31 protein-coding genes are annotated in these 26,570 nt (G+C 34.6%); 26 read left to right on the top strand and 5 right to left on the bottom strand.

Translation table 11 applies throughout. The features are described 5' to 3' along the window. Positions 1-52: 52 nt before the first annotated feature. On the bottom strand, positions 53-232 hold the full coding sequence (locus tag FD26_RS02340; RefSeq protein ID WP_057866834.1) for a hypothetical protein: 180 nt from the start codon (positions 230-232) through the stop codon (positions 53-55). A gap of 156 nt (positions 233-388) precedes the next feature. Here FD26_RS02340 and FD26_RS11185 point away from each other — a divergent pair, with 156 nt between their 5' ends. Next, entirely contained in the window at positions 389-526 is a 138-nt protein-coding gene (locus tag FD26_RS11185; RefSeq protein ID WP_186809287.1) for a hypothetical protein, read from the top strand. Between the two features lie 54 nt (positions 527-580). Here FD26_RS11185 and FD26_RS02345 read toward each other — a convergent pair whose 3' ends face one another. Beyond that, positions 581-1,090, bottom strand: a complete 510-nt coding sequence (locus FD26_RS02345) for an aminoacyl-tRNA deacylase (protein ID WP_057866835.1) — start codon at positions 1,088-1,090, stop codon at positions 581-583. A gap of 169 nt (positions 1,091-1,259) precedes the next feature. On the opposite strand from FD26_RS02345, the gene FD26_RS11190 reads away from it, so the two are divergent. The 9 genes from FD26_RS11190 to FD26_RS02385 all read left to right on the top strand — a co-directional run bounded on the left by FD26_RS11190 (position 1,260) and on the right by FD26_RS02385 (position 7,908). Continuing rightward, on the top strand, positions 1,260-1,433 hold the full coding sequence (locus FD26_RS11190) for a hypothetical protein (RefSeq protein ID WP_186809288.1): 174 nt from the start codon (positions 1,260-1,262) through the stop codon (positions 1,431-1,433). A gap of 104 nt (positions 1,434-1,537) precedes the next feature. Beyond that, positions 1,538-1,939, top strand: a complete 402-nt coding sequence (locus FD26_RS02350) for a hypothetical protein (RefSeq protein ID WP_057866836.1) — start codon at positions 1,538-1,540, stop codon at positions 1,937-1,939. Between the two features lie 64 nt (positions 1,940-2,003). Next, complete coding sequence (prmA, locus tag FD26_RS02355) at positions 2,004-2,921, top strand: 50S ribosomal protein L11 methyltransferase (RefSeq protein ID WP_057866837.1); 918 nt, start codon at positions 2,004-2,006, stop codon at positions 2,919-2,921. Further along, complete coding sequence (locus tag FD26_RS02360; protein WP_057866838.1) at positions 2,902-3,651, top strand: RsmE family RNA methyltransferase; 750 nt, start codon at positions 2,902-2,904, stop codon at positions 3,649-3,651. The genes prmA and FD26_RS02360 overlap by 20 nt, the downstream gene beginning before the upstream one ends. A gap of 10 nt (positions 3,652-3,661) precedes the next feature. Further along, a complete protein-coding gene (locus tag FD26_RS02365; RefSeq protein ID WP_057866839.1) occupies positions 3,662-4,000 on the top strand; it encodes a hypothetical protein in 339 nt (112 codons plus the stop codon). A gap of 92 nt (positions 4,001-4,092) precedes the next feature. Beyond that, positions 4,093-6,324, top strand: a complete 2,232-nt coding sequence (locus tag FD26_RS02370) for a RelA/SpoT family protein (RefSeq protein WP_057866840.1) — start codon at positions 4,093-4,095, stop codon at positions 6,322-6,324. Continuing rightward, positions 6,325-6,762, top strand: coding sequence for a D-aminoacyl-tRNA deacylase (gene dtd / locus FD26_RS02375; protein ID WP_057866841.1), 438 nt, complete (start codon positions 6,325-6,327; stop codon positions 6,760-6,762). It abuts the gene before it with no gap. 7 nt (positions 6,763-6,769) lie between these two features. After that, positions 6,770-7,393, top strand: a complete 624-nt coding sequence (locus FD26_RS02380; protein ID WP_057866842.1) for an HAD-IA family hydrolase — start codon at positions 6,770-6,772, stop codon at positions 7,391-7,393. 107 nt (positions 7,394-7,500) lie between these two features. Beyond that, on the top strand, positions 7,501-7,908 hold the full coding sequence (locus tag FD26_RS02385) for a hypothetical protein (protein ID WP_057866843.1): 408 nt from the start codon (positions 7,501-7,503) through the stop codon (positions 7,906-7,908). 4 nt (positions 7,909-7,912) lie between these two features. Here the strand turns inward: FD26_RS02385 and FD26_RS10840 are convergent, their stop codons facing one another. Both FD26_RS10840 and FD26_RS02395 read right to left on the bottom strand, forming a co-directional pair. After that, on the bottom strand, positions 7,913-8,443 hold the full coding sequence (locus FD26_RS10840) for a histidine phosphatase family protein (RefSeq protein WP_075887654.1): 531 nt from the start codon (positions 8,441-8,443) through the stop codon (positions 7,913-7,915). An 88-nt stretch (positions 8,444-8,531) separates the two neighbouring features. After that, positions 8,532-9,836 carry an N-acetylmuramoyl-L-alanine amidase family protein gene (locus tag FD26_RS02395; RefSeq protein WP_057866844.1) on the bottom strand — a complete coding sequence of 435 codons (1,305 nt, stop codon included), beginning with the start codon at positions 9,834-9,836 and terminating at the stop codon, positions 8,532-8,534. A 321-nt stretch (positions 9,837-10,157) separates the two neighbouring features. Here FD26_RS02395 and hisS point away from each other — a divergent pair, with 321 nt between their 5' ends. From hisS to FD26_RS02425, 6 genes are all read left to right on the top strand, one after another. Continuing rightward, positions 10,158-11,429, top strand: a complete 1,272-nt coding sequence (gene hisS, locus FD26_RS02400; protein WP_057866845.1) for a histidine--tRNA ligase — start codon at positions 10,158-10,160, stop codon at positions 11,427-11,429. Between the two features lie 2 nt (positions 11,430-11,431). Further along, a complete protein-coding gene (gene aspS / locus FD26_RS02405) occupies positions 11,432-13,201 on the top strand; it encodes an aspartate--tRNA ligase (protein ID WP_057866846.1) in 1,770 nt (589 codons plus the stop codon). 212 nt (positions 13,202-13,413) lie between these two features. Further along, entirely contained in the window at positions 13,414-13,857 is a 444-nt protein-coding gene (gene msrB / locus FD26_RS02410) for a peptide-methionine (R)-S-oxide reductase MsrB (protein ID WP_057866847.1), read from the top strand. Next, positions 13,858-14,376 carry a peptide-methionine (S)-S-oxide reductase MsrA gene (gene msrA / locus FD26_RS02415; protein WP_057866848.1) on the top strand — a complete coding sequence of 173 codons (519 nt, stop codon included), beginning with the start codon at positions 13,858-13,860 and terminating at the stop codon, positions 14,374-14,376. It begins immediately after the preceding gene. Between the two features lie 67 nt (positions 14,377-14,443). Beyond that, entirely contained in the window at positions 14,444-15,322 is an 879-nt protein-coding gene (locus FD26_RS02420) for a YitT family protein (protein WP_057866849.1), read from the top strand. Positions 15,323-15,417: 95 nt separating this feature from the next. Beyond that, entirely contained in the window at positions 15,418-16,311 is an 894-nt protein-coding gene (locus FD26_RS02425) for a deoxyribonuclease IV (protein WP_057866850.1), read from the top strand. Between the two features lie 50 nt (positions 16,312-16,361). On the opposite strand, the gene FD26_RS02430 is transcribed toward FD26_RS02425, so the two are convergent. Further along, on the bottom strand, positions 16,362-17,183 hold the full coding sequence (locus tag FD26_RS02430) for a pyruvate, water dikinase regulatory protein (protein ID WP_057866851.1): 822 nt from the start codon (positions 17,181-17,183) through the stop codon (positions 16,362-16,364). A 122-nt stretch (positions 17,184-17,305) separates the two neighbouring features. On the opposite strand from FD26_RS02430, the gene rpsU reads away from it, so the two are divergent. The 10 genes from rpsU to glyS all read left to right on the top strand — a co-directional run bounded on the left by rpsU (position 17,306) and on the right by glyS (position 26,456). Next, on the top strand, positions 17,306-17,488 hold the full coding sequence (gene rpsU / locus FD26_RS02435) for a 30S ribosomal protein S21 (RefSeq protein ID WP_010019742.1): 183 nt from the start codon (positions 17,306-17,308) through the stop codon (positions 17,486-17,488). Positions 17,489-17,591: 103 nt separating this feature from the next. Then, positions 17,592-18,569, top strand: a complete 978-nt coding sequence (locus tag FD26_RS02440) for a PhoH family protein (protein WP_057866852.1) — start codon at positions 17,592-17,594, stop codon at positions 18,567-18,569. A gap of 15 nt (positions 18,570-18,584) precedes the next feature. Continuing rightward, positions 18,585-19,055, top strand: a complete 471-nt coding sequence (gene ybeY / locus FD26_RS02445) for an rRNA maturation RNase YbeY (protein ID WP_057866853.1) — start codon at positions 18,585-18,587, stop codon at positions 19,053-19,055. A gap of 112 nt (positions 19,056-19,167) precedes the next feature. Continuing rightward, positions 19,168-19,653: a PH domain-containing protein gene (locus FD26_RS02450; protein ID WP_057866854.1), complete on the top strand. Its 486-nt coding sequence runs from the start codon at positions 19,168-19,170 to the stop codon at positions 19,651-19,653. Beyond that, entirely contained in the window at positions 19,643-21,067 is a 1,425-nt protein-coding gene (locus tag FD26_RS02455) for a PH domain-containing protein (protein ID WP_057866855.1), read from the top strand. The genes FD26_RS02450 and FD26_RS02455 overlap by 11 nt, the downstream gene beginning before the upstream one ends. A gap of 219 nt (positions 21,068-21,286) precedes the next feature. Continuing rightward, positions 21,287-21,595: a cytidine deaminase gene (locus tag FD26_RS10845; RefSeq protein WP_338080436.1), complete on the top strand. Its 309-nt coding sequence runs from the start codon at positions 21,287-21,289 to the stop codon at positions 21,593-21,595. 2 nt (positions 21,596-21,597) lie between these two features. Next, entirely contained in the window at positions 21,598-22,512 is a 915-nt protein-coding gene (gene era, locus FD26_RS02460) for a GTPase Era (RefSeq protein ID WP_057866856.1), read from the top strand. Then, positions 22,512-23,270 carry a DNA repair protein RecO gene (recO, locus tag FD26_RS02465; RefSeq protein WP_057866857.1) on the top strand — a complete coding sequence of 253 codons (759 nt, stop codon included), beginning with the start codon at positions 22,512-22,514 and terminating at the stop codon, positions 23,268-23,270. The genes era and recO overlap by 1 nt, the downstream gene beginning before the upstream one ends. Before the next feature lie 224 nt (positions 23,271-23,494). Then, entirely contained in the window at positions 23,495-24,403 is a 909-nt protein-coding gene (gene glyQ / locus FD26_RS02470; protein WP_057866858.1) for a glycine--tRNA ligase subunit alpha, read from the top strand. After that, positions 24,396-26,456: a glycine--tRNA ligase subunit beta gene (glyS, locus tag FD26_RS02475; protein WP_057866859.1), complete on the top strand. Its 2,061-nt coding sequence runs from the start codon at positions 24,396-24,398 to the stop codon at positions 26,454-26,456. The genes glyQ and glyS overlap by 8 nt, the downstream gene beginning before the upstream one ends. The last annotated feature ends 114 nt before the right edge of the window (positions 26,457-26,570 follow it).

The following is a 26,570-nucleotide window of genomic DNA, read 5'->3' on the forward strand; positions in this document are numbered from 1 at the left end:
GCCATCAACTTGATTTGACGAACAGCCCATTGTTTTTGCTTTTTAATATACTTTAATTTACTTTTTTACGTCCCTCAGGAGTGAATTTGTTATTTTGATGTCTCCGATACAAATAATAAATTCCACCAACAATCGCAAGAATTACGATTAGTGGAAGTATTATATGAATGAAGATTGAGAATAATAGAAGGGCGATAAAGAAGCCCAAAACATATTTCCAAATATTGTTCATTTAGTTCTCCTTTTCTATGTGTGACTTAAATTCTATTCATAATCACGATAAAGTCAAGAGAAAGACACTTTGGTTGACTTTACTTGGCGAAGCTAATACTATAATCACAGTCGCTACCTCTCAGAGACACGGAACAATAAAGGAGGCGTGAATAATATGAAATATAGAATTCTTTTAGATCTTAACGATCAATTATTCACAGCAGTTGATGTTAATGATAGCAATAACTTTGGTAACGGTACAACCATCGAAAAAGCTATCAGCAACTTAAAGAACAACAATAAAGCTGCTTAATGTAAAGATATAATTTGCTTCAATGACAATTCAGTCATTGGAGCTTTTTTATATCTACTCAGGATTATCTACAGCAAAGTCCCCGAAGCTAGCATTAACGGCTTTAGCTAAATCGTGTGGTTCAACTAAAATTGATTGTCCAATTTTACCAGCAGAAACAATGATTTTTTCTGATTCGTCAGCTTCCTTGGCAAAATAAATCGGATAGTTATGAAGTGAATGAATTCCAACAGGACTGTTAGCTCCATGTTCGAAACCACTGGTTTTGACTAGATCCTTCAATGGAACCATACCGACTTTTTTGTTTCCAGAAAGCTTAGCCAACATTTTGTAGCTTAAATGTTTGTCTAAAGGTAGCATTCCCACCAATGGACCAGTTTTATTACCAGTTAAAACTAGTGTTTTATAAATCTTATAGCCGTTGCGAGTGCTCTTATCGGTTACTAATTCTTGCGTATCGCCATCAGTTTCAGTTTCGAAAGTCATAGGCTCATATGCAACTTTTTCTTTATCTAGTATTTTTTCAACTAGGGTCTTTTGAATCTTTTTCTTTTTTTTACTCATATATGTCACCAATCCCCAAAACTTTAAATCTTACTTAGTATATAATAACAAAGCTAATATTTTTTAAAAGCAAAGACTATGCGCAATAATTTATTTTTATTTTATAGGGTTATTATTCGGTAGTTGTTATATAATATTTAGCGATACAACAGGATAAGGAGCGATTACTATGAGTTTTTTCAAAAAATATCAAGAAGATCCTGCCAAGAATGATTTTAGTAAAATTTCTCAAGAAATTAAGAATAGTCCCGAAAAATTATCTGAGGCTCAAAAATTATTTAAGGACAATGAATCCCTAAGAAAAAAAGTGGTCGATAAAAAAGAACAACCTGAAAATAAATAGGTTGTTCTTTTTTTTATATTCGATATAAATTTAAACTAATGCTTTACAAATAAATTCATATGGTATAGTGTAAAAAAAAGGAATGAGAAATGAGGTGTATTGTTATGACAACAAAAACAAGTAAATATCGTATATTGGAAACTAACGTATTATTAGAGAGATTCGTAACATATAATGAGGTTTTTACGGAATATCTCAAAACGATTAAGTTAATTGAGCGAGGGGAAGCTCTTAGATATGAAACTTATTCACGTTGGATTGACAATTATTTGACAAATATCAAGAGCTTTATCAAACTTTGTAATTCGTATCTTTCCAAATATAATTTGGAGAATAGTACAATTGCTGAAAAATTAAATAACTATTTCATGGATTTGATTGATATGGTTAATTACATGGACGTAGATCATAATCTAGTTGATCATTCAAGTATTGAAAAAGCTCAATCAAAGATTAGAGCTCGCCAAGAGGAATTTTTACAAGCATTGAATATTTTAGTTAAATAAGACGGTAACGTCTTTTTTTTATGTGGTTTTTTTAGTAATCTTATTATAAATGGAGGAACGTTTAATGATTTGGAAAAAAATAACGGTCGCAATCCCAAATGATTTCGATCCTGAGATCATCTCTGATGCTTTTATGCGTGTAGGTGCTAATGGTACAGAAATGGTTGATGATGAAGATAACAGCGTCAAAACAAAGATTAATTCCTATTTTGATGAAAATAACTATAATGAAAAAATATTAACTGATTTAAAAACACAATTGAATAAGTTGCCCGAGTTTGGCTTTGATATGACAGGTGTTGAAGTTTCAGTCAGTGCATTAGATGACAGCAGTTGGGAAAATGAATGGAAACAATATTATCATCCAGTAAAAATCAGTCGCTATTTAACTGTCGTTCCCAATTGGGTCGATTATCAACCTAAGTATTCTGATGAGCATATCATTGTGATGGATCCAGGTAAATCTTTTGGCACTGGAACGCATCCAACGACATATTCATGTATGCAAGCTTTAGAATTAATTCTTGGCGATGCAAAATCATTATATGATGTAGGTACTGGTTCAGGAATTCTTTCAATTCAAGCTCGTCAATTGGGTGTGAAGGATATTCAAGCGTTTGATCTTGATCCTGAAGCAGTCAGAGCAGCTAAGGAAAATATTCAATTGAATCCAGGTTGTGAGGATATTGAAGTATTTGAAAATTCATTATTAGATGGAGTAGATGGTAAAGTTGACGTAATCGTTGCTAATATTTTGGCTGACGTGATTTTACAATTCATTCCTGATATTGATGCTCATTTAAATAAAGATGGTTTTGTTGTATTATCTGGTATTATTAATGAAAAAGAAGCACTGATTACGCAAAAAATGGCCGAGATTGGTTTTGTCGTTTTGGAAGCTTTCCACTTAAAAGGCTGGTCAACGTTAATTTGTAGAAGAAAAGAAGAATTTGAGGCAGAAGATGGAGCAATACTTCGTTAATAAAGTAATTGAAAAGAATAATTTTATAATTGATGATCCTGAAACTTATCGTCATGTTGCAAAAGTTTTGCGTCATAAAAAAGGTGATGTAATTTATTTAGTCGATGAAACTGAGACCCTTTTTGAAGCTACAATTGAAAAAATTGATGCAGATGAAAGGCAAATTTCAACCAATGTAAGCAAATCAACTTTTCCAAGCACTGAATTACCAGTTGCAGTGACGATTGCTTGCTCATTGTCTAAAAAAGATAAAATTGAATGGATTACCCAGAAATCAACAGAGTTGGGTGCTAAAACAATTATCTTTTTCGATTCAAAATATTCGATTATGAATTGGAAATCTAATGTAATTGAAAAGAAAGTTGCTCGTTTGCAGGAAATTGCCAAAAATGCAGCACAACAATCAAAAAGACGAATCATTCCTAAAGTTGTCTATGTCAATAAATTAAAAGATTTGGTCAATTATAAAGCCGAAACTAACTTGATAGCGTATGAAGAATCAGCTAAACAAGGCGAAATCAGTCTTTTAGCTCAAACATTGAATCAAGAACCTAAATCATTGCTCTGCGCTTTTGGACCAGAAGGTGGATTTTCACCCGATGAAGTAGATTATTTGAATCAAGCTGACTTTTTGTCAGTCGGTTTAGGACCAAGGATCATGCGGGCAGAAACAGCTCCCATGTACTTCCTATCAGTGATATCATATAAGTACGAACTAACTGTAAAATGAGGAATAGATCGTGAAAAATATTTGGAATAAAATTGAAAAATCAAAGACGACTTACATTGCCTTAATCTCCATAGTTTTGGTATTTATCATGCCAATCTTGTTTAATCTCTTTCATTTGGGACGAACAAATCGTATTATCTGGCTATTTTTTATTATTAATGTTTTCTTTGCCGGGTTTATCGGTTGGTTTTCAAGAAAATACAGTTTATCATTTTATAATTTAGTTATTTTTCCTGTAATATTTGTCATAAGCGTCTTCGTCAAATATGGTCGCTATGGGTACTTCCTAGCAGGGATTTACTTAGTTTTAAGTATTCTAATTTATTTCTTATTTGAAAAGGAAAAGTAATTGTAATTTGATGATAAAGCCATCATAATAATATGTAATTAAATAAAAAGCACTCGTTGAGTGCTTTTTATTGTAACGGGGTGAATATTTCTATGAAAAAAAATAAAGATTATACGCCAGAAGAAGTTTTAGATATCTGTCGAGGCTACATGAATGAGGAACACGTTGAGTTTGTCAATAAATCCTATAATTTTGCAGCTTATGTTCATAAAGAACAAAAACGTGCTACTGGTGAACCATATATTATTCATCCAACACAAGTAGCACAGATTCTCGCTTCGTTACGTATGGATCCCTACACAGTAGCAGCTGGCTATCTACATGATGTAGTAGAAGATACCAATGTTACTTTAGGGGATGTTAGAGAATTATTTGGAGATCAAGTAGCTACCATTGTTGATGGCGTTACTAAGATTAGTAAGTATAAATATCATTCTCATCAGGAGCTTTTAGCTGAAAATCACCGTAAAATGTTGTTGGCAACTGCTAAAGATTTGCGTGTCATTATGGTTAAATTGGCAGATCGTTTGCATAATATGAGAACTTTGAAAGCTTTACGCCCAGATAAACAAAGACGCATTGCTAATGAAACTTTAGAGATCTATGCTCCTTTGGCTGACCGTTTAGGTATTAGTAAGATCAAGTGGGAGCTTGAGGATCTATCATTGCATTACATTAATCCTCAACAATATTATCGAATTGTTCATTTGATGAATAGCAAGCGTGATCAGCGTGAAGCCTATATTGCTGAAGCAATTGACTATATTAAGACGAGTGTTGATGCATTGGGTATTAAATATGATATCTATGGTCGTCCTAAGCATATTTATTCTATCTATAAGAAAATGCGAGACAAACATAAGCAATTTTCAGAATTGTATGATTTGCTTGCTATTAGAATTGTTGTTAACTCCGTAAAGGATTGTTACGCCGTTTTGGGATCAATTCACTCCAAGTGGAAACCTATTCCGGGACGTTTTAAGGATTACATTGCTGTTCCTAAAGCTAATGGCTATCAATCACTTCATACGACAATTATAGGACCGGGTGGACAGCCTCTTGAAGTTCAGATTAGAACTTTTGAAATGCATCAAGTTGCTGAATATGGTGTTGCTGCTCACTGGGCTTATAAGGAAGGTAATTTTGAAGGAGTTCATTTAGACGATGATGAACAAAAAATTGATATTTTCCGAGAGATATTAGAATTGCAGGAAAATTCTGACAATGCTTCTGATTTTATGAAGTCGGTTAAAGGTGAGATTTTTAACGATCGAGTCTATGTCTTTACTCCTGAAGGTGAGGTTATTGAATTGCCTAAGGGTGCTGTCACTCTAGATTTTGCTTATCAAGTTCATACTGAGGTTGGTAACCATTCTATTGGTGCCAAGATAAATGGCAAAATGGTACCTTTGAATTATCAATTGAAGAATGGCGATATTGTAGAAATGTTGACCAACTCCAATTCCAAACCAAGTCGTGATTGGGTCAATGTTGTATATACGGCTAGAGCTCGTAATAAAATTAAGCGTTATTTTAGAACTAAGGATCGTGAAGAAAATATTGTTCTCGGCCGAGAGTCTATTGAAAATGAGTTGAAGAATCGCTCGCTTTCTAGCAAGAAATATTTGGATAAGAAGCATCTAGAGTTGGCAATGAAGATATTCAACTACACTGATCCGGATGAATTATTTAATGCAGTTGGTTATGGAGAGCTTTCGCCAATTAACGTGGTTCACAAATTAGTTAGTGAAGATCCTGATCGGAAGAAAGAAGCCGAGAAAAAAGAGCTCGAAGATCAAGTTATTTCTAATACAGATGAACAGCCAGCTCAGCCTCAATCTGAAAATGCCAAGCTCAAGAAGGAACGGAATAACGCTAATTCTAGTATTTCTGTTCAAGGAATCGATAATTTATTGATTCGTTTAGCTAAGTGTTGCAGTCCAATTCCTGGGGATGAGATTGTCGGCTATATTACTAAGGGACGTGGCTTAACGATTCATCGAGCTGATTGTCCTAATGTCCAAAGTGAAGAGGCTAAGAAACGTTTTATCGATGTCAGTTGGGATAATGTAACCAAAGAGAAACGTTACACGGCTGAATTGGATGTTTATGCTTTCAATCGTAATGGTTTAATCAATGAGGTTTTACAAGTTATCAATTCTAATACTAATACTTTGAATAATGTGATTGGTCGTCTGGATAAAGAGAAAATGGCGATTATTCATGTAAGTATTGGCGTGAATAACAAGGAACATTTGGACAGTATTATTTCAAAATTGAAGAATATCCCAAATATCTATGAAATTAAAAGGACGGTAGCATAGATGAAAGTTGTAATACAACGAGTATCTAATGCGAAGGTTGCTGTAGACGAAAAAATCCTTGGTCAAATTGATCAGGGATTTTGTTTATTGGTGGCCTTTGCAGATGAAGATACTGAAGAAACACTGGAATATATGGCTCGTAAAATTATCAATATGCGCATATTTTCTGATTCTGATGATAAAATGAATTTATCAATTAAGGATGTCAATGGTCAGATTTTATCAATTTCGCAATTTACATTGTATGCTGATACTAAACATGGCAATCGACCAAGTTTTACAGGAGCAGGTAATTACGAGGCTTCCAGCAAAAAATATGATCACTTCAATGATTTGTTACGGGGATATGGTTTGAACGTTGAGACTGGCGAATTTGGGGCTGATATGCAAGTATCTTTAACTAATGATGGACCAGTAACTATTTTAATGGAGAGATAAAATAAATATGAAAAGTATTGTTTGGGATTTTGATGATACTATTGCCAATAGTTATCCTGGGATTGTCTCCGCTACCCAAAAGTCATTACGGGAAAACTTTGACATTAGTCTATCGAAAGATACAATTTTTAAAGAAGCTAAGAAAACATCAGTTAGAAAATTTGTCACTGAATTACTAAAAGATCAAGATGATGTTAAGCAGGCAGTGAAGATTTTTTATACTACTTATTTCAGATATGAAAAAGAGTATCATGACAAAATAACTTTGATACCACATATAAAAAATGTGCTAGATTATTATGATAAGAATCATAGTATGCAGTTCATAGTGACGCATCGTGATCAGTCAATTTATAATTTGACAAAGTCATTAGGAATTGAACACTATTTTAAAGAAATCATTAGTGTTGCGGACGGATTTAAGAGAAAACCCAATCCTGAAATGCTTAATTATTTGATGGATAAATACGATCTTAAAAAAGAAGATCTATGGGTTATTGGCGATCGTCAAATTGATGTTGAGTTTGGTAAAAGCGTTGGGGCACATACAATTCTTTTGAATGATCAAAAGGTTGATTTTGCACGTGATTATCAAGTTAGCGATTTGTTAGAGATTGAAAAAATAATTTAAACAAAAAAGTTGATGATAGTATGATAAAAGTCATCAACTTTTTTAATTGATTGTCATGTCCTAGATTTTAGGATATTCTAGAAGAATCTTATTTAACGGAGAAGAGCATGGAAAATAAACTCGAAAAATTAACCTATGATCAAGTAGTTGCTATACACTTAGCAATTGAAGATAGCGAAGAAATAACCTTTAGTGAAAAAAGATTACAAAGCAATATAGAATTTCTTAATCAATTTGATCAAGTAAATATCTATTTAACACATTTATTCTGTACAATAATTTGTGATGATATCTTTGCTAAATATAACACCGAAACTGCTATTGCGGCGATGGATTTCTTTTTGCGTCGTAATGGTTATTGTTTGGATTTAGCCAATCAAGAAGAGCATGATACAATTATGGGATTAGTTCAGACAATTAAAGAGACTCGTGAATTGAAGAAGACTGAAATAAATTACATACAATCGCGTTTAGCCGATTGCATTCATCCATATGATGGAGCGGTCGAGGATTAAGTATCTATTTATAATTGAGTCGATAAATTCCACAATAAGGAATTTGAGTTTTCATATTAATATTCATCATTCGTCGAATGACTTGTCCGTGAGTAACACAGCCAATTGTGTCATAGCGGTCCTTGTATTTGTCTAAGACAGATTCAACGCGATGGATAACCTCATCGGCAGTTTCATAGTTAAGATCAGAATTATGAGTATTATGTAGATAATCTTCATAAGCAGCCTTAACCATAGGATAACCAGTCAATTTACGACCTGTTTTGTCAGGACGCCACTCATGTAAAAGCAGTTCTACTGTTACTGGTATTTGGGGATGATAACGAACAATTTCTAGAGCTGTTTCCATAGTTCTAGTGTAGGGAGAAACAAGGAGTAATTGCATATTATTAAATAAGGGATTTTTGGCTGCTTTATCAGCAATATCAATTCCTCTTGGCGTTAGACGAGTTAAGTCACGACCATAACCAACATAGCCGGCTTGATCAACTTGGGTAAAGTCTGGTTCTGAATGGCGAATTAGATAAACTTTCATATCAATTACCTCCATAAAATTAAATTAACTATACCAAAAAAAGCCTTTAATTAATTAATCTGTAACGATTAATAATTAAAAGCTTTATTTATTTGAAGTATTGTTTAAGACCGTTAGTAATATCTTTAGCAACTTGTTCTTTATAAGTATCGGAATTGATGTACTTGTAATCGGTCTTAGAATTGATATAGCCTAACTCGACTAGAACGGAAGGCTGACTGTTGTAGTGTAAGACGTAGAGATCTTTTTGTTCGGTTCCACGATTGCCAACGGACAAACTCTTCAGCTGACTATTAAGATCATCGGCAAGTTGCCCATCTTTGTTTTTATTGTAATAGTAAGTTGTTACACCAGAACCGGCATTAGCTTGAGCACTAGAATCAAAATGAAGACTGATAAAGGCGTCGGCTTGGATCTTACTTGATAATCTGGCACGATCGCCAAGTGATTTACTGTCATCGCCAGAACGTGTTAAGACTACTCGAGCTCCAGTTTGTTCAAGATCCTTCTTGATAGCTTTGGCGTAGGCAAGGGTAAAGTTCTTTTCATAGGTATTCTTTTTAGATTCAGCACCAGAGTCATCGCCACCATGTCCAGGGTCAATAACAATCGTAGCCTCTGAAATGTTAGTAGCTGCCGATTTAACAGCACTTTTGGTCCCGGAAATGGTTACGACCCAACTGGCAATATAACCAACCGAACCGTCAGAGTCCCGGACTTTATACCATTTTCCGTCTTTGCTCAAATAGTCAAATTGTTTACCAACCTTGGCGGTTTTGACTATTCGGCTGTCTTGATCAGGATCGATCCGTAACTTGGCGCTTGGCTGAGTTACAGTAACTTTCTTTATATCATCATCAGATGAAGTATTTGAAGTGCTGGTAGATCCAGAGGTCTCTTGAGTACCTTGAATGAAATTAGATTTAACCCAACCAGCAGTACCATTATAAAGAATCTGAGTCCAACCCTGATCCTGATACATGATAGTAACCTTTTGGGATTGCTCAATTGTACCAAGAACATTGCTGCTAGAATCAGCACTCTTGAAGACAGTTGTATTTGGTACTTTAACAATGCCTACTTTATTAGCAGTTGAACTGACATCGGTATTGTCAATCAACCAACTGGCAATCCAGCCAATTTTGTCTCCGGATAATCTTACTTGATACCATTTGTTTTTTTCAGCCAAGATGGCTAACTTGTCACCTTTTTTGACTTGACCCATATTAGCGTAAGCCAGGCCAGGTCCAACACGGACATTGACAGAATCAGATTGGACGATTACTGCATTTGCACTAGCTAAAGCAACCGTTGACCAACTTGATAGGCCAAGTAATAACAAAATGGCAAAAAGAATCCGGTTTTTAATAAAAAATTTAATGATGTTTTTCATTTAACTGATTCCTCATTTGTCTAATTACTGACATTCTATATGTATATATTACTTAATAAAGCGTAAACATGAAAGAATAGAATGCTATTTTCCTGAGAAAACTTGACTTTTTTGTTTATTTTGGATAGTTTATAAATATATTACAAATCAAATGAGGTTGTTTTACAGAGAATCTGGCTGCTGAGAACAGATAACAACAATTTGTGTGACGTTTCTTTTCGTTCGGCAGGCGTTAACTGCAGCAAAAAAACTAGGTGGTACCGTGCGGAATGCACCCTTGTCTTATTTAGACAAGGGTGTTTTTTATTTAAGGAGGATTTTATGCGTTATCAAAAACCAAAAGGGACAATGGATATTTTGCCCGGAGAATCAAAAAAGTGGCAATATGTTGAATCCATAGCCAAAGATACTTTTAATAAGTACCGTTTTTCTGAAATAAGAACACCAATCTTTGAATCATACGAGGTCTTTGAAAGATCTTCAGGTGATACATCTGATATTGTTTCAAAGGAAATGTATGATTTTCATGACAAAGGTGATCGTCATCTTGCATTAAGACCAGAAGGAACAGCTGGTGTTGTTCGAGCTTATGTTGAGAATAAACTTTATGGACCTGAGCATATCAAGCCATATAAGGTTTGGTACAAGGGACCAATGTTTAGATATGAACGTCCTCAATCAGGTCGTCAACGTCAATTCCATCAAATCGGAGTTGAAGCTTTTGGCTCTGATTCACCAGAATTAGATGCTGAAATTATTTCTGTTGGTTTGGAATTTTTGAATCGTTTGGGGATTAAGAACCTTAAGGTGGCTTTGAATACTTTAGGTGATCCAGAATCACGTGCTGCTTATCATAAAGCCTTGGTTGATTACTTTACACCGTTCAAAGATCAATTGAGCGATGATTCTAAAGTTCGTTTGGAAAAGAATCCTTTAAGAATTCTTGATAGTAAAGATAATGACGATAAAAAAATCGTTGCTAATGCACCTTCTATTTTGGATTATTTGAATGATTACTCCAGAGAACGTTTTGAATACTTAAAGCAATTGTTGGATGATCTTGATATCAATTATGAAGTTGATTCAACAATGGTTCGAGGTCTTGATTACTATAATCATACGATTTTTGAATTTATGGTAACTGATCCAGCTTTTGACAATAAAGAAATTACTGTCTTAGCCGGTGGTAGATACAATGGCTTAGTTGAAGAACTAGGTGGTCCAGAAACACCAGGTATTGGTTTTGGACTTGGTGTTGAGCGTTTGATGCTGCTATTAAAAGATGAAGATCTTCCAAATCAAGATGATCTTGATATTTATCTGGTAACAATTGGCGACAAGGCTGAACGTGCTTCAGTTAAAATTCTTTCTAGCTTGCGTAGAGCTGGTTTCACTGCAGATAAAGATTATCTACAAAGAAAAATTAAAGCTCAATTCAAGACAGCTAATAATTTAAATGCTAAATACACGGTAACTATTGGTGATACAGAGTTGGAAAATGATACAGCTAATGTAAAGAATATGGCAACTGGGGAACAAGTTAGCGTATCATTGGAAAACTTAGCCGAAGAATTGAAAAAAATCGAGGGGTAAACATGGAAGAAAGAACAGATTATTGTGGCAATATTACTGAAAAGTATGTTGGTAAAAAAGTTTCTTTAGATGGATGGGTTCAACGCCGTCGAGACTTAGGTGGATTAGTTTTCGTCGATCTAAGAGATTATAAAGGAATTATTCAATTAGTATTTAATACTGATCATCAAGATGTTTTAGATATCGCTGAAACATTGAGATCAGAATATGTTATCAATGTTATTGGTACAGTTAGATTACGTGGCGAAGGTGCTACAAATGATGAAATGACAACTGGTAAAGTAGAAGTTGTCGTTGAAAAAGTTGAAATTCTCAATAAATCATTGACACCACCATTTAAAATTAAAGATGATATTGATTCATCTGAAGAAACTAAATTAAAGTATCGCTATCTTGATTTACGTCGTCCTGAGATGCAAAAGGCCATCAGAACACGTGCTCAAATTAAACATTCAGTTAATGAATATTTGTATGAGAACGGCTTTATTGATATTGAAACACCAAACTTAACACCATCTACACCAGAAGGTGCTCGTGATTATCTTGTTCCTTCACGTGTTTATCCTGGTCGTTTCTTTGCTCTTCCACAATCACCACAATTGTTTAAGCAATTATTGATGGTTGGTGGATTTGATCGTTATTTCCAATTGGCACATTGTTTCCGTGATGAAGATCTTCGTGGAGATCGTCAACCAGAATTTACTCAAATTGATATTGAAACTTCATTCATGAACAAGAAAGAAATTCAAACTGTTACTGAAGGACTTATTGCCCGTGTTATGAAAGATGAAAAGGGAATCGAAGTTAAAACACCATTCCCAAGAATTGACTGGGATGAATCAATGGCTCGTTATGGTTCTGATAAACCAGATGTTCGTTTTGGCATGGAACTTCAAGACTTATCTGAAATCTTCAAAGATTCAGAATTCAAAGTTTTCAAGGGTGCTATTGATGATGGCGGTCAAGTTAAAGCTATCGTTGTTAAGGGCGGAGCCGATAAGTATTCACGTAAGAATATTGAGGCTTATCAAGAATACATCAAACGTTTCGGTGCTAAGGGTCTTGCTTGGACTAAGTTCAATGACAATGAATTAGCCGGTGGCGTTGCTAAATTTATCAAGTCACAAGAAGCTGCTTTGGTTGAAAAACTTGGTCTTGAAAATGATGACTTGTTGCTTTTTGTTGCTTCTAATAAGAAGATTGTAGCTGACTCATTGGGTTATTTGAGAAAAGCTATCGCTAAGGAACAACACTTGTATGATCCAAATGAATTTGCTTTCATCTGGGTTGTTAACTGGCCATTGTTCGAGTATGACGAAGGAATCCAACGCTGGACTGCTGCCCATCATCCATTCACAATGCCAAATGAAGAAGATGTTCATTATCTAAATGATGGTGAAGATCCTCATAAAGCCTACGCCCAAAGTTACGATATCGTTCTAAACGGTTACGAACTCGGTGGTGGTTCAATCCGTATTCATGATTACAAGATTCAAGAGAAGATGCTCAAGGCTTTGAACTTTACTAAAGAAAAAGCTTATGAACAATTTGGTTTCCTATTGGATGCTTTGCAATACGGTTGTCCTCCACATGGTGGTTTGGCAATTGGCTTGGATAGATTTGCTATGTTGCTTTCAGGCAAAGATAATATCCGTGACGTGATTGCATTCCCTAAGAATTCAAATGCTACGGAACCAATGACACATGCTCCACTTGAAGTTTCTGAACAACAATTGGACGATCTTGGAATTGAAGTAAGCAAAAAAGATTAATTTTATATAAGAAGGTCGATAACATGGACAAAGTGTCTTGTCTAAGTTATCGACTTTTTTGTATTTTAAATTAAAAAAAGATTAGAAAATAATTTAAATTGTGCAAAACTTAACATTCTAATTAATTGAGGCTCTAAGTTTGTGAGCAGAGTGGTAGAATTAATATTCAGAAAGTTTATACTAAAACATATAAATCGAGAAGGAGTGATTTTATGTCAAACGAGTATAAGAAGGATTTGGATGATTTGTCAGAAACACAATACGAAGTGACTCAACATGCTGCCACAGAGCGTCCTTTTAGTGGAAAGTACGATAATTTCTACAAAAAGGGTATTTATGTTGATATCGCAAGCGGTGAACCATTATTTTCTTCAGCTAAGAAATACGATGCCGGTTGTGGCTGGCCTTCATTTAGTGAACCAATTGCTAAACTGAAAGAAAAGCGTGATACACGTTTGTTGCAAGAACGAACTGAAGTTAGAAGTGGCGCAGCCGATTCGCACTTAGGACATGTCTTTACTGATGGTCCAGAAGAATTGGGCGGTTTAAGATATTGCATTAATTCTGCTGCACTTAAGTTCATTCCATATGAGGAAATGGATGAGAAGGGCTATTCGGATTACAAAAAATTTGTTGAAGATGGGGATGCTGAATAGATGAAAAAAGAAACTGCAATTTTTGCTGGTGGCTGTTTTTGGTGCATGGTTAAACCTTTTGACGAGCAACCTGGTATTATTTCAGTAGTATCAGGCTATTGTGGTGGGCATGTTGCTAATCCTACTTATGAGCAGGTCTGTACAGAGACAACAGGTCATGCTGAATCTGTTGAAATAACTTATGATGCCGACATTATTTCTTATAAAGATTTAGTAGAGATTTATTGGCAGATTGCTGACCCAACAGATGCTATGGGTCAATTTCAGGATCGTGGCGACAGCTATCGTCCTATTATTTTCTATACAAATGAGGAGCAAAAAGAAATCGCTGAAGCTTCTAAGAAAGCCTTGGCCGAATCTGGAATATTCGATCAACCAATCGTAACAAAGATTCAGCCTGCAACAACTTTTTATCCAGCTGAAGACTACCACCAAGATTTCTATAAAAAGAATCCTCTGCGCTTTGAAATGGAAGAAAGTGGCGGACGAGCCGAATTTATTAAAAAACATCGTAAATAACCTGAAAAAATTTCTAATTGTGATAATATTGTTTAGGTAACTTAAGACAATTAGGAGAAATTTTAATATGGGTGAATTAGATAAGCTGATCGAACGGCATCAGAACTTATCCAAAATTTCAATAGCGTTTCTATATTCAATTGCTGTGTCAATTGCGGTTAATATGTTCTGGACGCCAGGGGGCATTTATGGTTCCGGTGTAACTGGTGCAGCGCAATTGATTTCAACAATTTCACATCGTTGGATGCCATTTAATATTTCAACTGCCATTATGTACTTTGCATTAAACGCTCCGTTGTTTGTACTTTCGTGGCGAAAAATCGATCATAGATTCACCATTTTTACCGTTATTGCAGTTGCTTTAGCCAGTATGATGATGCATTTATTACCTCCAGTAAAAATTACTGCTGATCCGTTAGTTTGTGCCATTTTTGGTGCGGTAGCGAATGGTTTTGGTACCGGAATGGCGTTGAGAAATGGTATTTCCACTGGTGGTATTGATATTTTAGGGATTATCTTGCGGAAAAAGACTGGTAAAAGTGTCGGAACAATTAATATTATCTTTAATATTTTTATTGTTTCCTGTGCTGGTTTGTTATTCGGTTGGGTTCATGCTTTGTATAGTGCGGTCAGTATCTTTATCAATGGTCAGGTTATTGATATGATTTATAACAAGGATCAAAAGCTACAAGTTATGATCGTAACATCGAAGCCTAAGAATGTTATTACGCAGATTCAAAACGAAATGAGACGTGGAATTACTATTGTTCATGATGCCGAAGGAGCTTATAAACATGAAGAGAAGACAATTCTCTTTACTGTTATCTCTCGTTCTGAATTGAATGATTTGGAAACGGCGATGGCTTTGTCTGATCCACATGCTTTCGTGAGTGTTACGGATACGGTCAAAGTTATGGGACGATTTTATCAGGCTCATATTTATTAAAATTATCAGGCGAAACCACTTGGTTTCGCTTTTTTTATACATTAAATTTCTATGCTATAATTTTCAAAGCAGTTAATAGATACGGAGGGATTAAGATGATAATCGGTTCACATGTGGCTATGAAAGCACCAAATATGTTAGCTGGTTCGGCCAAGGAAGCACACAGCTATAATGCTAATGCGATGATGATTTTTACAGGCGCACCACAGAATACACGTCGTAAAGATGTTTCAGAAATGAATATTGAAGAGGGTCATAGACTATTAAAGCTATATGGCATTGACCATATAATTGGTCATGCCCCTTATATCGTTAATCTCGGCAATACCGTTAAGCCAGATAAGTTGCCTTTTGGTATTTCTTTCATGCACGATGAAATCAAACGTTCAGATGCTTTAGGTATTGAAGCACTAAGTTTTCATCCAGGAGCTCATTTGCGTCAAGGCTCAGAAGTTGCACTTAAACAAATCGGTCAAGCCCTAAATGAAGCAATTGATCCTGATCAAAAAGTATCTATCGCGATTGAAACTATGGCAGGCAAGGGAACTGAAGTTGGAATTACTTTTGAACAAATTGCTGAAATCTTTGATAACTGTCAACAAAATGATAAATTATCAGTTACGATGGATACGTGTCACATGAGCGACGCTGGCTATGATGTTAAAAATGATTTTGATGGTGTTTTGAATCAATTTGATCATATAGTCGGTTTAGATAAATTATCAGTGATTCATTTGAATGATTCTAAAAATGAGATGGGATCACATAAAGATCGTCATGAAAATATTGGCTTTGGCACAATTGGCTTTGAAGCTTTGAATTATGTAGCCAACCATCCACAGCTTGAAAATGTTCCTAAAATTATGGAGACGCCTTACGTTAAGAAAGATGAAAATGATAAAAAAGGTGTGGCACCTTACAAATTAGAAATTGAGATGTTACGTAGTCAAAAATTCGATCCAGAAATGAAAGAAAAATTGATTAAATAAAAAAATATAGGATCTAATGATTTTTATGTCATTAGGTCCTATATTTTTAATTAACCGCGTTGATAGCCGTTGAAATTAAGCTTTTCCATAATAATAGCGGCCGTTTCTTCAATTGAACGATCAGCAACATTGATAACTGGACAACCTAATTCACTGTATATTTGGTTAGAGTAATCAAGTTCCTTTTTAATTTCATCCTCATCAGAGTACGTTGTATTGGGATCAAGTCCGTAAGCAATCATTCTCTGACGACGAATTTTTAGTAAAACATTCATATCATTAGTAAGTCCAATGATTTTTTTCTTGTCAACGTCCCATAATTGCTCTGGGAGATTAGTTGTTGGACCTAATGGTAAATTAGCCACCTTGATATTTTTATTTGCTAGATAGAGCGACAGAGGTGTTTTTGAAGTTCTAGAAATACCGAGTAAGACCAAATCGGCTTCTAAGAGACCTTTAGGATTTTGACCATCGTCATTAGTGATGGTAAACTCCATAGCAGAAATCATATCGAAGTAATTTTTATCCAATTCATGAAGCAAGCCTTTTTTGCGTAAGGGAGTTTGATTAGTCATTTGTGAAAAAGTCCCAATGATGGGATTGAGAATATCATAATAGGTAATCCCGTTGTTTTGACAAAATTCATTGATGACCTGACATATTTCTTTTGAGACAATTGTGTGTAAAATGACTGCATTTTTGCTTTTTGCGAGTTCAAGAACACTTTTTAGCTGATTATCGTTTTTTATAAAAGGGTATTTTGTATAAGTGGTATTCATTTCTGGAAATTGTATGAATGCTGCTCTAGCAACTCTCAGAGCAGTTTCTCCAACACCATCTGATAGGACAAAGACGTTTAAATCTTGTTTCATATTAAATTCCTCCAAAAAAATGTAAAAAAATATTTGAACATTAGCTTCTTTTTGTTATAATAACATATGAACTGCAAGAGCAATAGACAGTTACGTTAGAAATCGGAAGGAGGGATTATCATATGGCAAAAACCGTCGTTCGTGAAAACGAGTCGCTTGATGATGCTCTTCGTCGATTCAAACGTTCCGTTTCAAAGAGTGGTACTCTTCAAGAATATAGAAAACGTGAGTTTTACGAAAAGCCAAGTGTCAAGAGAAAGTTGAAGTCTGAGGCTGCTCGTAAGCGCAATAAGAAACGTCGTTAATAGATAGTTTCTAAAGGTTAAAACATTTATGTTTTAACCTTTTTTTTGTCAAAAAAATCCCTCACTGTGCTATCATTCGTAGTAACAGGAGGTTTATTGTTTATTGACAGAAAAAGTTGAACCAATTAAGAAAAGCATTCAAATCAAAAATCCTCAAAATGCTGTTAGCCTTTTTGGTGTTAATGACAGTAATTTACAATTAATTGAAGAAGGACTTGATGTCCAAATTCATGCATTTGGTGATCGCTTAGATGTGACTGGGGTTGAAGATAACGTCAACCAAGCCATGACATTATTGAAAAAATTAATGGAATTAATTCAAACGGGAATCAGTTTAGGAGCCGCCGATATTGTCAGTGGCCTGAAAATGGTTGAAAAGGGTACCTTAGATTACTTTGGTGATTTATACAAAGATGAATTGATCAAAGATTTTAGTGGTAAACCTGTTCGGGTTAGAAACTTTGGACAAAGACAGTATATTAATGCTATCAACCACAATGATATTACTTTTGGAATCGGACCAGCTGGTACAGGTAAAACCTATTTAGCAGTAGTCATGGCTGTAGCAGCCTTAAAGCAAGGCAAGGTTCAAAGAATCGTTTTGACACGTCCTGCTGTTGAAGCGGGTGAAAGCTTAGGCTTCTTACCTGGCGATTTAAAGGAAAAGGTTGATCCATATATGCGTCCTATCTATGACGCTTTATACGCTATAATGGGTTCAGATCACACTAGTCGTTTATTGGAACGTGGCGTGATTGAAGTAGCTCCTTTAGCGTATATGAGAGGTAGAACGCTTGATGAAGCTTTTGTCATTCTTGATGAGGCACAAAATACAACTAGAGAACAAATGAAGATGTTTTTAACTCGTTTAGGCTTTGGTTCTAAAATGATTGTTAATGGTGATATTTCTCAAATTGATTTACCAGGGCATACTAGAAGTGGTTTGGTTCAGGCACAGTCAATTTTGACTAATTTGCCACATGTAGAATTTGTTAACTTTAGTTCAGCTGATGTCGTTAGACATCCAGTTGTTGCTGAAATTATCGATGCATATGAGGATTCAGATAAAAAAGAAAAATAATTACTGGGGATTATTATGGACTTAGAAATTTATAATGATGATAATTTAATTGATGACAAAAGGGAAAATTGGGTAAAAGATATTGTTCAATTTACTTTTAATAAGTTAGATTTGAAAGACAATACACAACTATCAATTCATTTTGTTACCAAAGATAAGATTCATGAGATTAATAAAGAGTATCGAGATACTGATCGAGCTACTGACGTAATCAGTTTTGCAATCAATGATGGTGAAGATTCATTGGATTACTTGGAAGCACAAATTCCTGATTTGCCAGTCGATCTCGGCGACTTATTTATCAGTGTTGAAATAGTTGATGAACATGCTAAGGATTACGAACATTCATTTGATCGTGAATTGGGTTATACAATTGTTCACGGTATTTTGCATTTAAATGGTTATGATCATATTAAGCCAGAAGATGAGAAAGTTATGATTGGTCTACAAGAGAAGATTCTCAGTGCTTATGGACTTGAAAAATAAAAGGATCCTCAATGACATTTTTAATGTCGTTGAGGATTTTTTTGTATCACTATGACCTATCTCTTTTTTTGTGAAGATGATAAGCTTAAAAAATTAAGAAGGGAAGAATGAAATGGATAAAGTGAAAAAGCTGCCAAAAGATATTGAAGTGATTTGGCGCTTGAATGCGTTGTTAGATTGTACAATTTTGTTGGCAATAACTTTGATAATATTTATTGGTAAAACATTTGTTTCAAAAGGAATGCAACCTTTTTTACTAATTGTAGGTTTGGTATTTCTGGGATTGACTATTTTGATTCCACTAATCGAAGTAATGTTAGTCAATTATCATTGGAACTATTGGACTTATTACATTGATGCTCAGCAAGTTGAACTACGTCATGGCTTCTTTTTTAGAAAGCAAATTATTATTCCGATTGCCCGAATTCAAAATGTTACCTTGAAACAAGGCCCTATATTAAGATTGAAAAATCTACAAAAGATTGTAATTGAAACGGCAGCTGGGGGTAATGATATTTCTGGAATCAAAAACGATGAGGCCGATAATCTTAAGGAACTTATTATGAAATTAGCACGGGAGGCCCAAAATGACCTCTAAACCAAAGCGATTGCATCCAATATCGTTGTTAATTTTTACTTATGAATCAATAAAGCAAATTATTTTCCCATTGATTATTTTTATATTAGGATTTAGCCGAATTTCTTCAATTGCTTGGTTGATAGTAATTGTTGTTGCATTAGTAATAATTAATTTAATTTGGGATATTATGGATTATTTTATGTTCACATATCAAATTTTAGAAAGTGAAGTCGTCATTAGGTCAGGAGTATTGGTTAAGAAAGTTAATCATGTCCCATTTGACCGAATCCAAAATATCACAACGAATCAGTGGTTCTTTTTAAAGCCTTTTGGTCTAGAAGAATTAGAAATTGAGACCGCGGGACAATCAAACAAAGCTGAAGTTGAGCTAAAAGCTGTTCCTGATACTCTAAAAAAAGAAATTGATTTGTTGAGATATAAAAAAGGTACAACGATAAATAACGCTCAGACTGAAGAAAATGTTTATACAATATCTTGGCCTGATCTTTGGAAATTTTCTCTTACGTCACCGGCATATTTTAGTGCATTATTAGCAGTTTTGGCATTATACGGAAAAGTAAAAGATGCTATCAAGCAGAATGTTTATCAGAATATAGCTGATAGAATGACACATCTAGGATTCTTAATACTGATAATTGTGAGTTTAATAGTGTTATTTGTCTTTTATCTAGGATCAGTCGCAATTCTAATTTTAAAATATTATCATTTTCAGCTACTTGAAAATGATGGTCGATTACAAATAACACGCGGTTTATTTCAAATTAGAAAAACTGTTATTTCGATAAAAAGAATTCAAACTGTTATCGTAAAACAACCACTGTTAAGAACCTTTTTAGGGATTAGTACGATACAGTTGGTGATAATTTCCAATTCTAAGGAGGGCGAAACTGAAAAAGATATTGTTATTATGCCAGTAATAGCTACTAAAAAAGTTGGAGAATTTTTGCAACAATTTTTACCACAAATACCAGTTAAAGAGATAGAACCTAAATTAAATAAGTGGACATACTATTATGAACTGCGTAATGCTACCCTTTGGGCAATACCGACTTTAGGTTGCTTGATATGGATTGGTTATTCCAATTTTTGGTTCATTATTATGATAATTATTTTAGGATTATTTTTGTTGTTTGTTCCAGCATTTTTATCGGCGAAACGTTCCAAAGTTCAGTATGTTAATAAAGAATTTTTAATGCTTCAGAATAATAAATTTATGATCAAACAAGTAATTTATATACCTAAATCTAGAATTCAATATATTGAGAAGCGTTCTAGTATTTGGTTAGAGCAAAAAAGTATTGCTAGTCTATTAATTTATATTCGTTCTGGAAATAGTAAACGAACCTTTAATGTTAATTATCAAGCTGAGGAAGATATTTCTGAAATTATAACCTGGTACAGCGAAAAGTAAGTATTTTGACCCTTTGTATCTAAATTAGAAATATATCTGGTTTTTTCTTTGTCTTTTGCTTTGATGATTAAGGAATCTCTTGTATTATAGATATTGATTAAGAAACAAAAAAGGAGACTAAACCTAGTGGAATTAAATGAGAAGCAATTGTTTGAAATAGCAGATGAGGCTATGAAAAATGCCTATGCTCCTTACTCAAACTATTGAGTTGGTGCTGCCATTGTTTGTGATAACGATAAAACGTATTCAGGTGTTAATATTGAAAATGCCTCATATGGTTTAACTAATTGTGCCGAAAGAACAGCTATTTTTAAAGCTGTTTCAGAAGGTGTCAAGCACGTTTCAAAGATTATTGTTACCAATGGTACAGATGAATTATCTAAGCCCTGTGGGGCTTGTCGTCAGGTAATGAGTGAGTTTATGGGACCAGATGATATTGTGTATTTAGCTAATCAACACAATGATTTCAAAGAATTTACTTTTAAAGAAATTTTGCCACTAGCATTTAGTGATAAGGACATGGATTAATTATGGATAATAAAGACTTTCGCTCAGGATTCGTAGCAATTATTGGACGTCCTAATGTTGGTAAATCAACATTTATGAATCGAATCGTTAAAGAACAAATTGCTATCACATCACCAAAAGCACAAACAACACGTAACAAAATTCAAGGTATTTATACTGATGACAATCGTCAGATTATTTTCTTGGATACACCAGGTATTCACAAACCTCATAATGATTTGGATCAATACATGGATAAGGCAGCTATTTCAGCTTTAAAAGAAGTTGATGCCGTTCTCTTTATGACTGAGGCTGGCGAGCAAGCTGGACCTGGAGACAAATTTATCATTGAAGAATTAAAGAAAGTAAAAGCTCCAGTTTTCTTAGTTCTAAATAAAATTGATTTGATCAATCCTGATGAAATGGCACCTCAGATTGATGAATATAAAGATTTAATGGACTTTGCGGAGATTATTCCTATTTCAGCAACAAATGGTAACAATATTGATGATCTGTTTGACACTTTGACTAAGCATTTACCAGTGGGTCCACAATATTATGATGCAGATCAAATTACAGATCATCCAGAGTACTTTATCGTTGGAGAATTGATTCGTGAGAAGATCTTGGAAGATACTCGTGATGAAATTCCTCATTCAGTTGCTGTAGTTGTTGAATCGATGAAAGAACGTAGTGCGGCTGGTAAATTACAGGTAGAAGCTTATATCTACGTTGAACGTGACAGTCAAAAACCAATTGTCATTGGTCGAGGTGGTTCAATGTTGAAGAATATCGGTATTGGTTCACGAATCAAGATTGAACATTTACTTGGCGAAAAGATCAATTTGAAGCTTTGGGTTCGTGTAAAGAAAAATTGGCGTGATGATCCAGCCTTTTTGGCTAGTGCTGGCTACTCAGTAAAGGATCTAAATAATTAATGGTTCAAGCACCAACTAATTTTTTTGGAATTGTCGTTAGACGTCAGCGTTATAAAGAACAGGATGCTTTGGTAACCATCTTGACCCGAGAATATGGTTTCAAAACCTTTTTAGTTCGGGGAACTCAGACAGCTAAATCAAAGATATCAGGCTCGGTTATTACTTTTTCTTATGGTGAATATGCCGGTGTAGTCAAAAACGACGGTCTATCATATTTAAATTCTGCTAGTAATATCAAACAATTTAATGAAATTGTGCAGGATATTGAATTGAACGCTTATGCAACATTTTTATTTGATTTGTATCATGAAGCTTTTGTTGATGATCCAGTACCAGATCAATGGTATCGAAAGTTGTTCAAGGCTTTGTTATATATTGAAAATGGCTACGATGCACAGATAATAGTTAATATTATGCAGATGCAATTGTTGAATGCTTTTGGGGTTGCTCCTAATATGGATGCTTGCGTAGTGGGTGGCGAGACTGAAGGAGTTTTTGACTTTTCAGTTTTATTAGGAGGGTTACTCTGTTCAAAGCATTTTGATAACGATATTCATCGGCTTCACATTCCAAAAAAGATTATTTATTTTCTTAGATTATTTAGTAAAATTGATTTGGACCAAGTTGGAAAAATTGAAGTTAAAGAGAGCAATAAGGATTTAATACAACATGCTATTGATGCTATTTATTTAGGAACCGTTGGTTATTATCCTAAAAGCAAAACTTTCATTGATAAGATGAAACGCTGGCGTCTTTAGTTGATTGACATTCGGTATAAAAATGGTTATATTGATAAATGTTGAAACAGCGACGAAGGACAGTGAAAGCTTCGATTAGATTTATGGCGTACAATTTATTTGAATATAAAAGAGCAGGACTTTGTCCTGAATTAGGGTGGAACCGCGAATACTCGTCCCTTGCAGAAAGTGCCTAAGTGTACACTGCAAGGGATTTTTTTGTGTTCGACCCGAAGGGAGAAAAAATGGTTAAGAAGTTAAATATCCAAAATATGATTCTTACACTTCAAAAGTTTTGGGGTGATAAAGGTTGTATGTTAATGCAAGCCTATGATACAGAGAAGGGTGCCGGAACAATGAGTCCTTATACGTTCTTGCGGGCGATTGGACCAGAGCCTTGGAATGCGGCATACGTTGAACCTTCAAGACGTCCAGCCGATGGTCGTTATGGAGAAAATCCTAATCGTTTGTATCAACATCATCAATTTCAAGTAGTTATGAAGCCAGCTCCAGAAAATATTCAAGAATATTATTTGGATTCATTGCGTGCTTTAGGTATTGAACCATTAGAACATGATATTCGTTTCGTTGAAGATAATTGGGAGAATCCTTCAATGGGTTGTGCCGGTGTTGGTTGGGAAGTTTGGCTAGATGGTATGGAAGTATCACAATTTACTTACTTCCAACAAGTCGGTGGACTTCAATGTCATCCAACAACTAGTGAAATTACTTATGGTGTGGAACGTTTAGCATCATATATTCAAGATGTAAACTCAGTTTATGATCTTGAATGGGGTGATGGCGTTCTTTATGGCGATATTTTCAAAGAACCAGAATATGAACATTCAAAATATTCATTCGAAGAAAGCAATCAAGATATGTTGTTTAAGTTTTTTGATGAGTATGAAGCTGAAGCTAATCGTTTGATGGACTTAGGACTAGTACATCCAGCCTATGATTATATTTTGAAATGTTCACATACATTTAACTTGCTTGATGCTCGTGGTGCCGTATCAGTTACTGAGCGTGCTGCATTCTTATCACGAATCAGAAAGATGGCTCATAAAGTTGCTAAAGCCTTCGTTGAAGAAAGAAAGAAACGTGGTTTCCCACTTTTAGCAAATAGCCAAGCAAAGGAGAAAGAAAATGACTAAAAATTATTTATTAGAAATTGGTTTGGAAGAAATGCCAGCCCATGTTGTAACGAAGAGTGTCAATCAATTCGCTCAAAAAGCTGAAAAGTTCCTTAAAGAAAATCGTATTTCTTTTGATTCAGTTGAAAAGTTTTCAACTCCTAGACGTTTAACTATTTTCGTTAAAGGTATTGCAGAAAAGCAAACTGATATTGATGTTAAGGCCAAAGGTCCATCTAAGAAAATTGCTCAAGATGCTGATGGCAATTGGACTAAAGCTGCTCAAGGTTTTGCCCGTGGACAAGGGATGACTCCCGATGATATCTTCTTTGAAGAATTAAAAGGTGTTGAATATGCTTATATTCAAAAACATGAAGATGGTCAAAAAGTTGAAGATGTTTTGAGCCATATGGATGAAGTTATTAAGTCAATCACATTCCCTACAAGAATGCGTTGGGGTTCATATGATTTTGAATATATCAGACCAATTCACTGGTTAGTTTCATTACTAGATAATGAAGAAGTGCCAGTGAAAATTCTTGATATTACTTCTGGCCGTATGACACGTGGTCATCGTTTCTTAGGTGAAGATATTGAGATTGATGATGCTAAAAATTATGTTGAAAAATTAAAGTCACAATTTGTGATTGTTGATGCTAAAGCACGTAAACAAATTATTGCTGACCAAATTGATAAGATTGCTCAAGATAATAATTGGGATATTGACGTTGATCCAGACTTACTAGAGGAAGTTAATAACTTGGTTGAATATCCAACAACATTTTATGGCTCATTTGATAAAAAGTACTTGGAAATTCCTGATGAAGTCTTGATTACTTCTATGAAAGATAATCAAAGATATTTCTATGTTCGTGATCAAGCTGGAAAACTTGCTCCATACTTTATTGGTGTAAGAAATGGTAATTCTGAGCATATTGAAAATGTAATCCGTGGTAATGAAAAAGTTCTTGTTGCTCGTTTGGAAGATGCTGATTTCTTCTTTAAGGAAGATCAAAAGAAGACAATTGCTGATTATGTTGAAAAACTAAAATCAGTTAACTTCCACGTTAAGATTGGTACTATGTATGAAAAAATGGCTCGAGTTCATCAAATTGCAGAACATTTAGCTGAATTGTTCCAATTAGATGCTACTGAGACCAAAGACTTACTTCGTGCCAGCGATATTTATAAGTTTGATCTAGTAACCAATATGGTAGATGAATTTTCTGAATTGCAAGGTGTTATGGGCGAGAAGTATGCTGAGATCATGGGTGAAACAGAAGCAGTTGCACATGCTATCCGTGAACATTACATGCCTATCTCCGCGGAAGGCGAATTGCCAGCAAGTAAAGTTGGAGCAGCTTTGGCCATTGCTGATAAATTGGATTCATTGATTACATTCTATGCAGTCGATTTGATTCCTAGTGGTTCAAATGATCCATATGCACTACGTCGTCAGGCATATGGTATTGTAAGAATTCTTGATCAATATCAATGGTCATTGAACTTGAATGATCTTCAAGACTATTTGAAGGCTAATTTAAAAGTTCCTGCTAAACTAGATTTAGCTAAGAATGAAAAAGCTGTAAATGATTTTATGATTGACCGTGTACGTCAATTGTTGAAACAAAAGAGTATTAGAAATGATATTATCGATGCTGTAGCTGCTGGATCAAATGTAGATCCAATTGCAATGATCGATGTTGCTGAAGTTCTTCAAAAGCATATTCAAGATGATGATTTCAAAGTTGTCATGGAAGCTCTTGGTCGTATTGCTAACTTATCTAAGAAAGCTAAATTCGGTTATTCAGATGATTTGACAGTTGATGAAACATTATTTGAAAACCCTTCAGAATCACAGTTGAAGAGCCAAGTTGAACAAATTAGTGATGCTAATGCTGAAGATCTCTTCAAACAATTATCTGCATTACGTCCTGTAATTGACTCATATTTCGATGAAAATATGATCATGGCTAAGGATGAAAAAGTTAAGAATAATCGTTTGACACAATTAGTTATTGCTAATAATTTGATTGCTAATTTGGGTGATCTTTCAAAAATTGTTACTAAATAAGCATCGTATTTAGGTTTTCAAAAAAGTACCTAATGGCTGGGAAAGTCATTAGGTACTTTTTGAATTATTAGGCTTTTTATTAATTGGAGATAATTATAGTTAAATAACGTGACT

It is taken from the genome of Companilactobacillus crustorum JCM 15951 (genome assembly GCF_001434585.1).
Classification (GTDB): Bacteria; Bacillota; Bacilli; order Lactobacillales; family Lactobacillaceae; genus Companilactobacillus; species Companilactobacillus crustorum.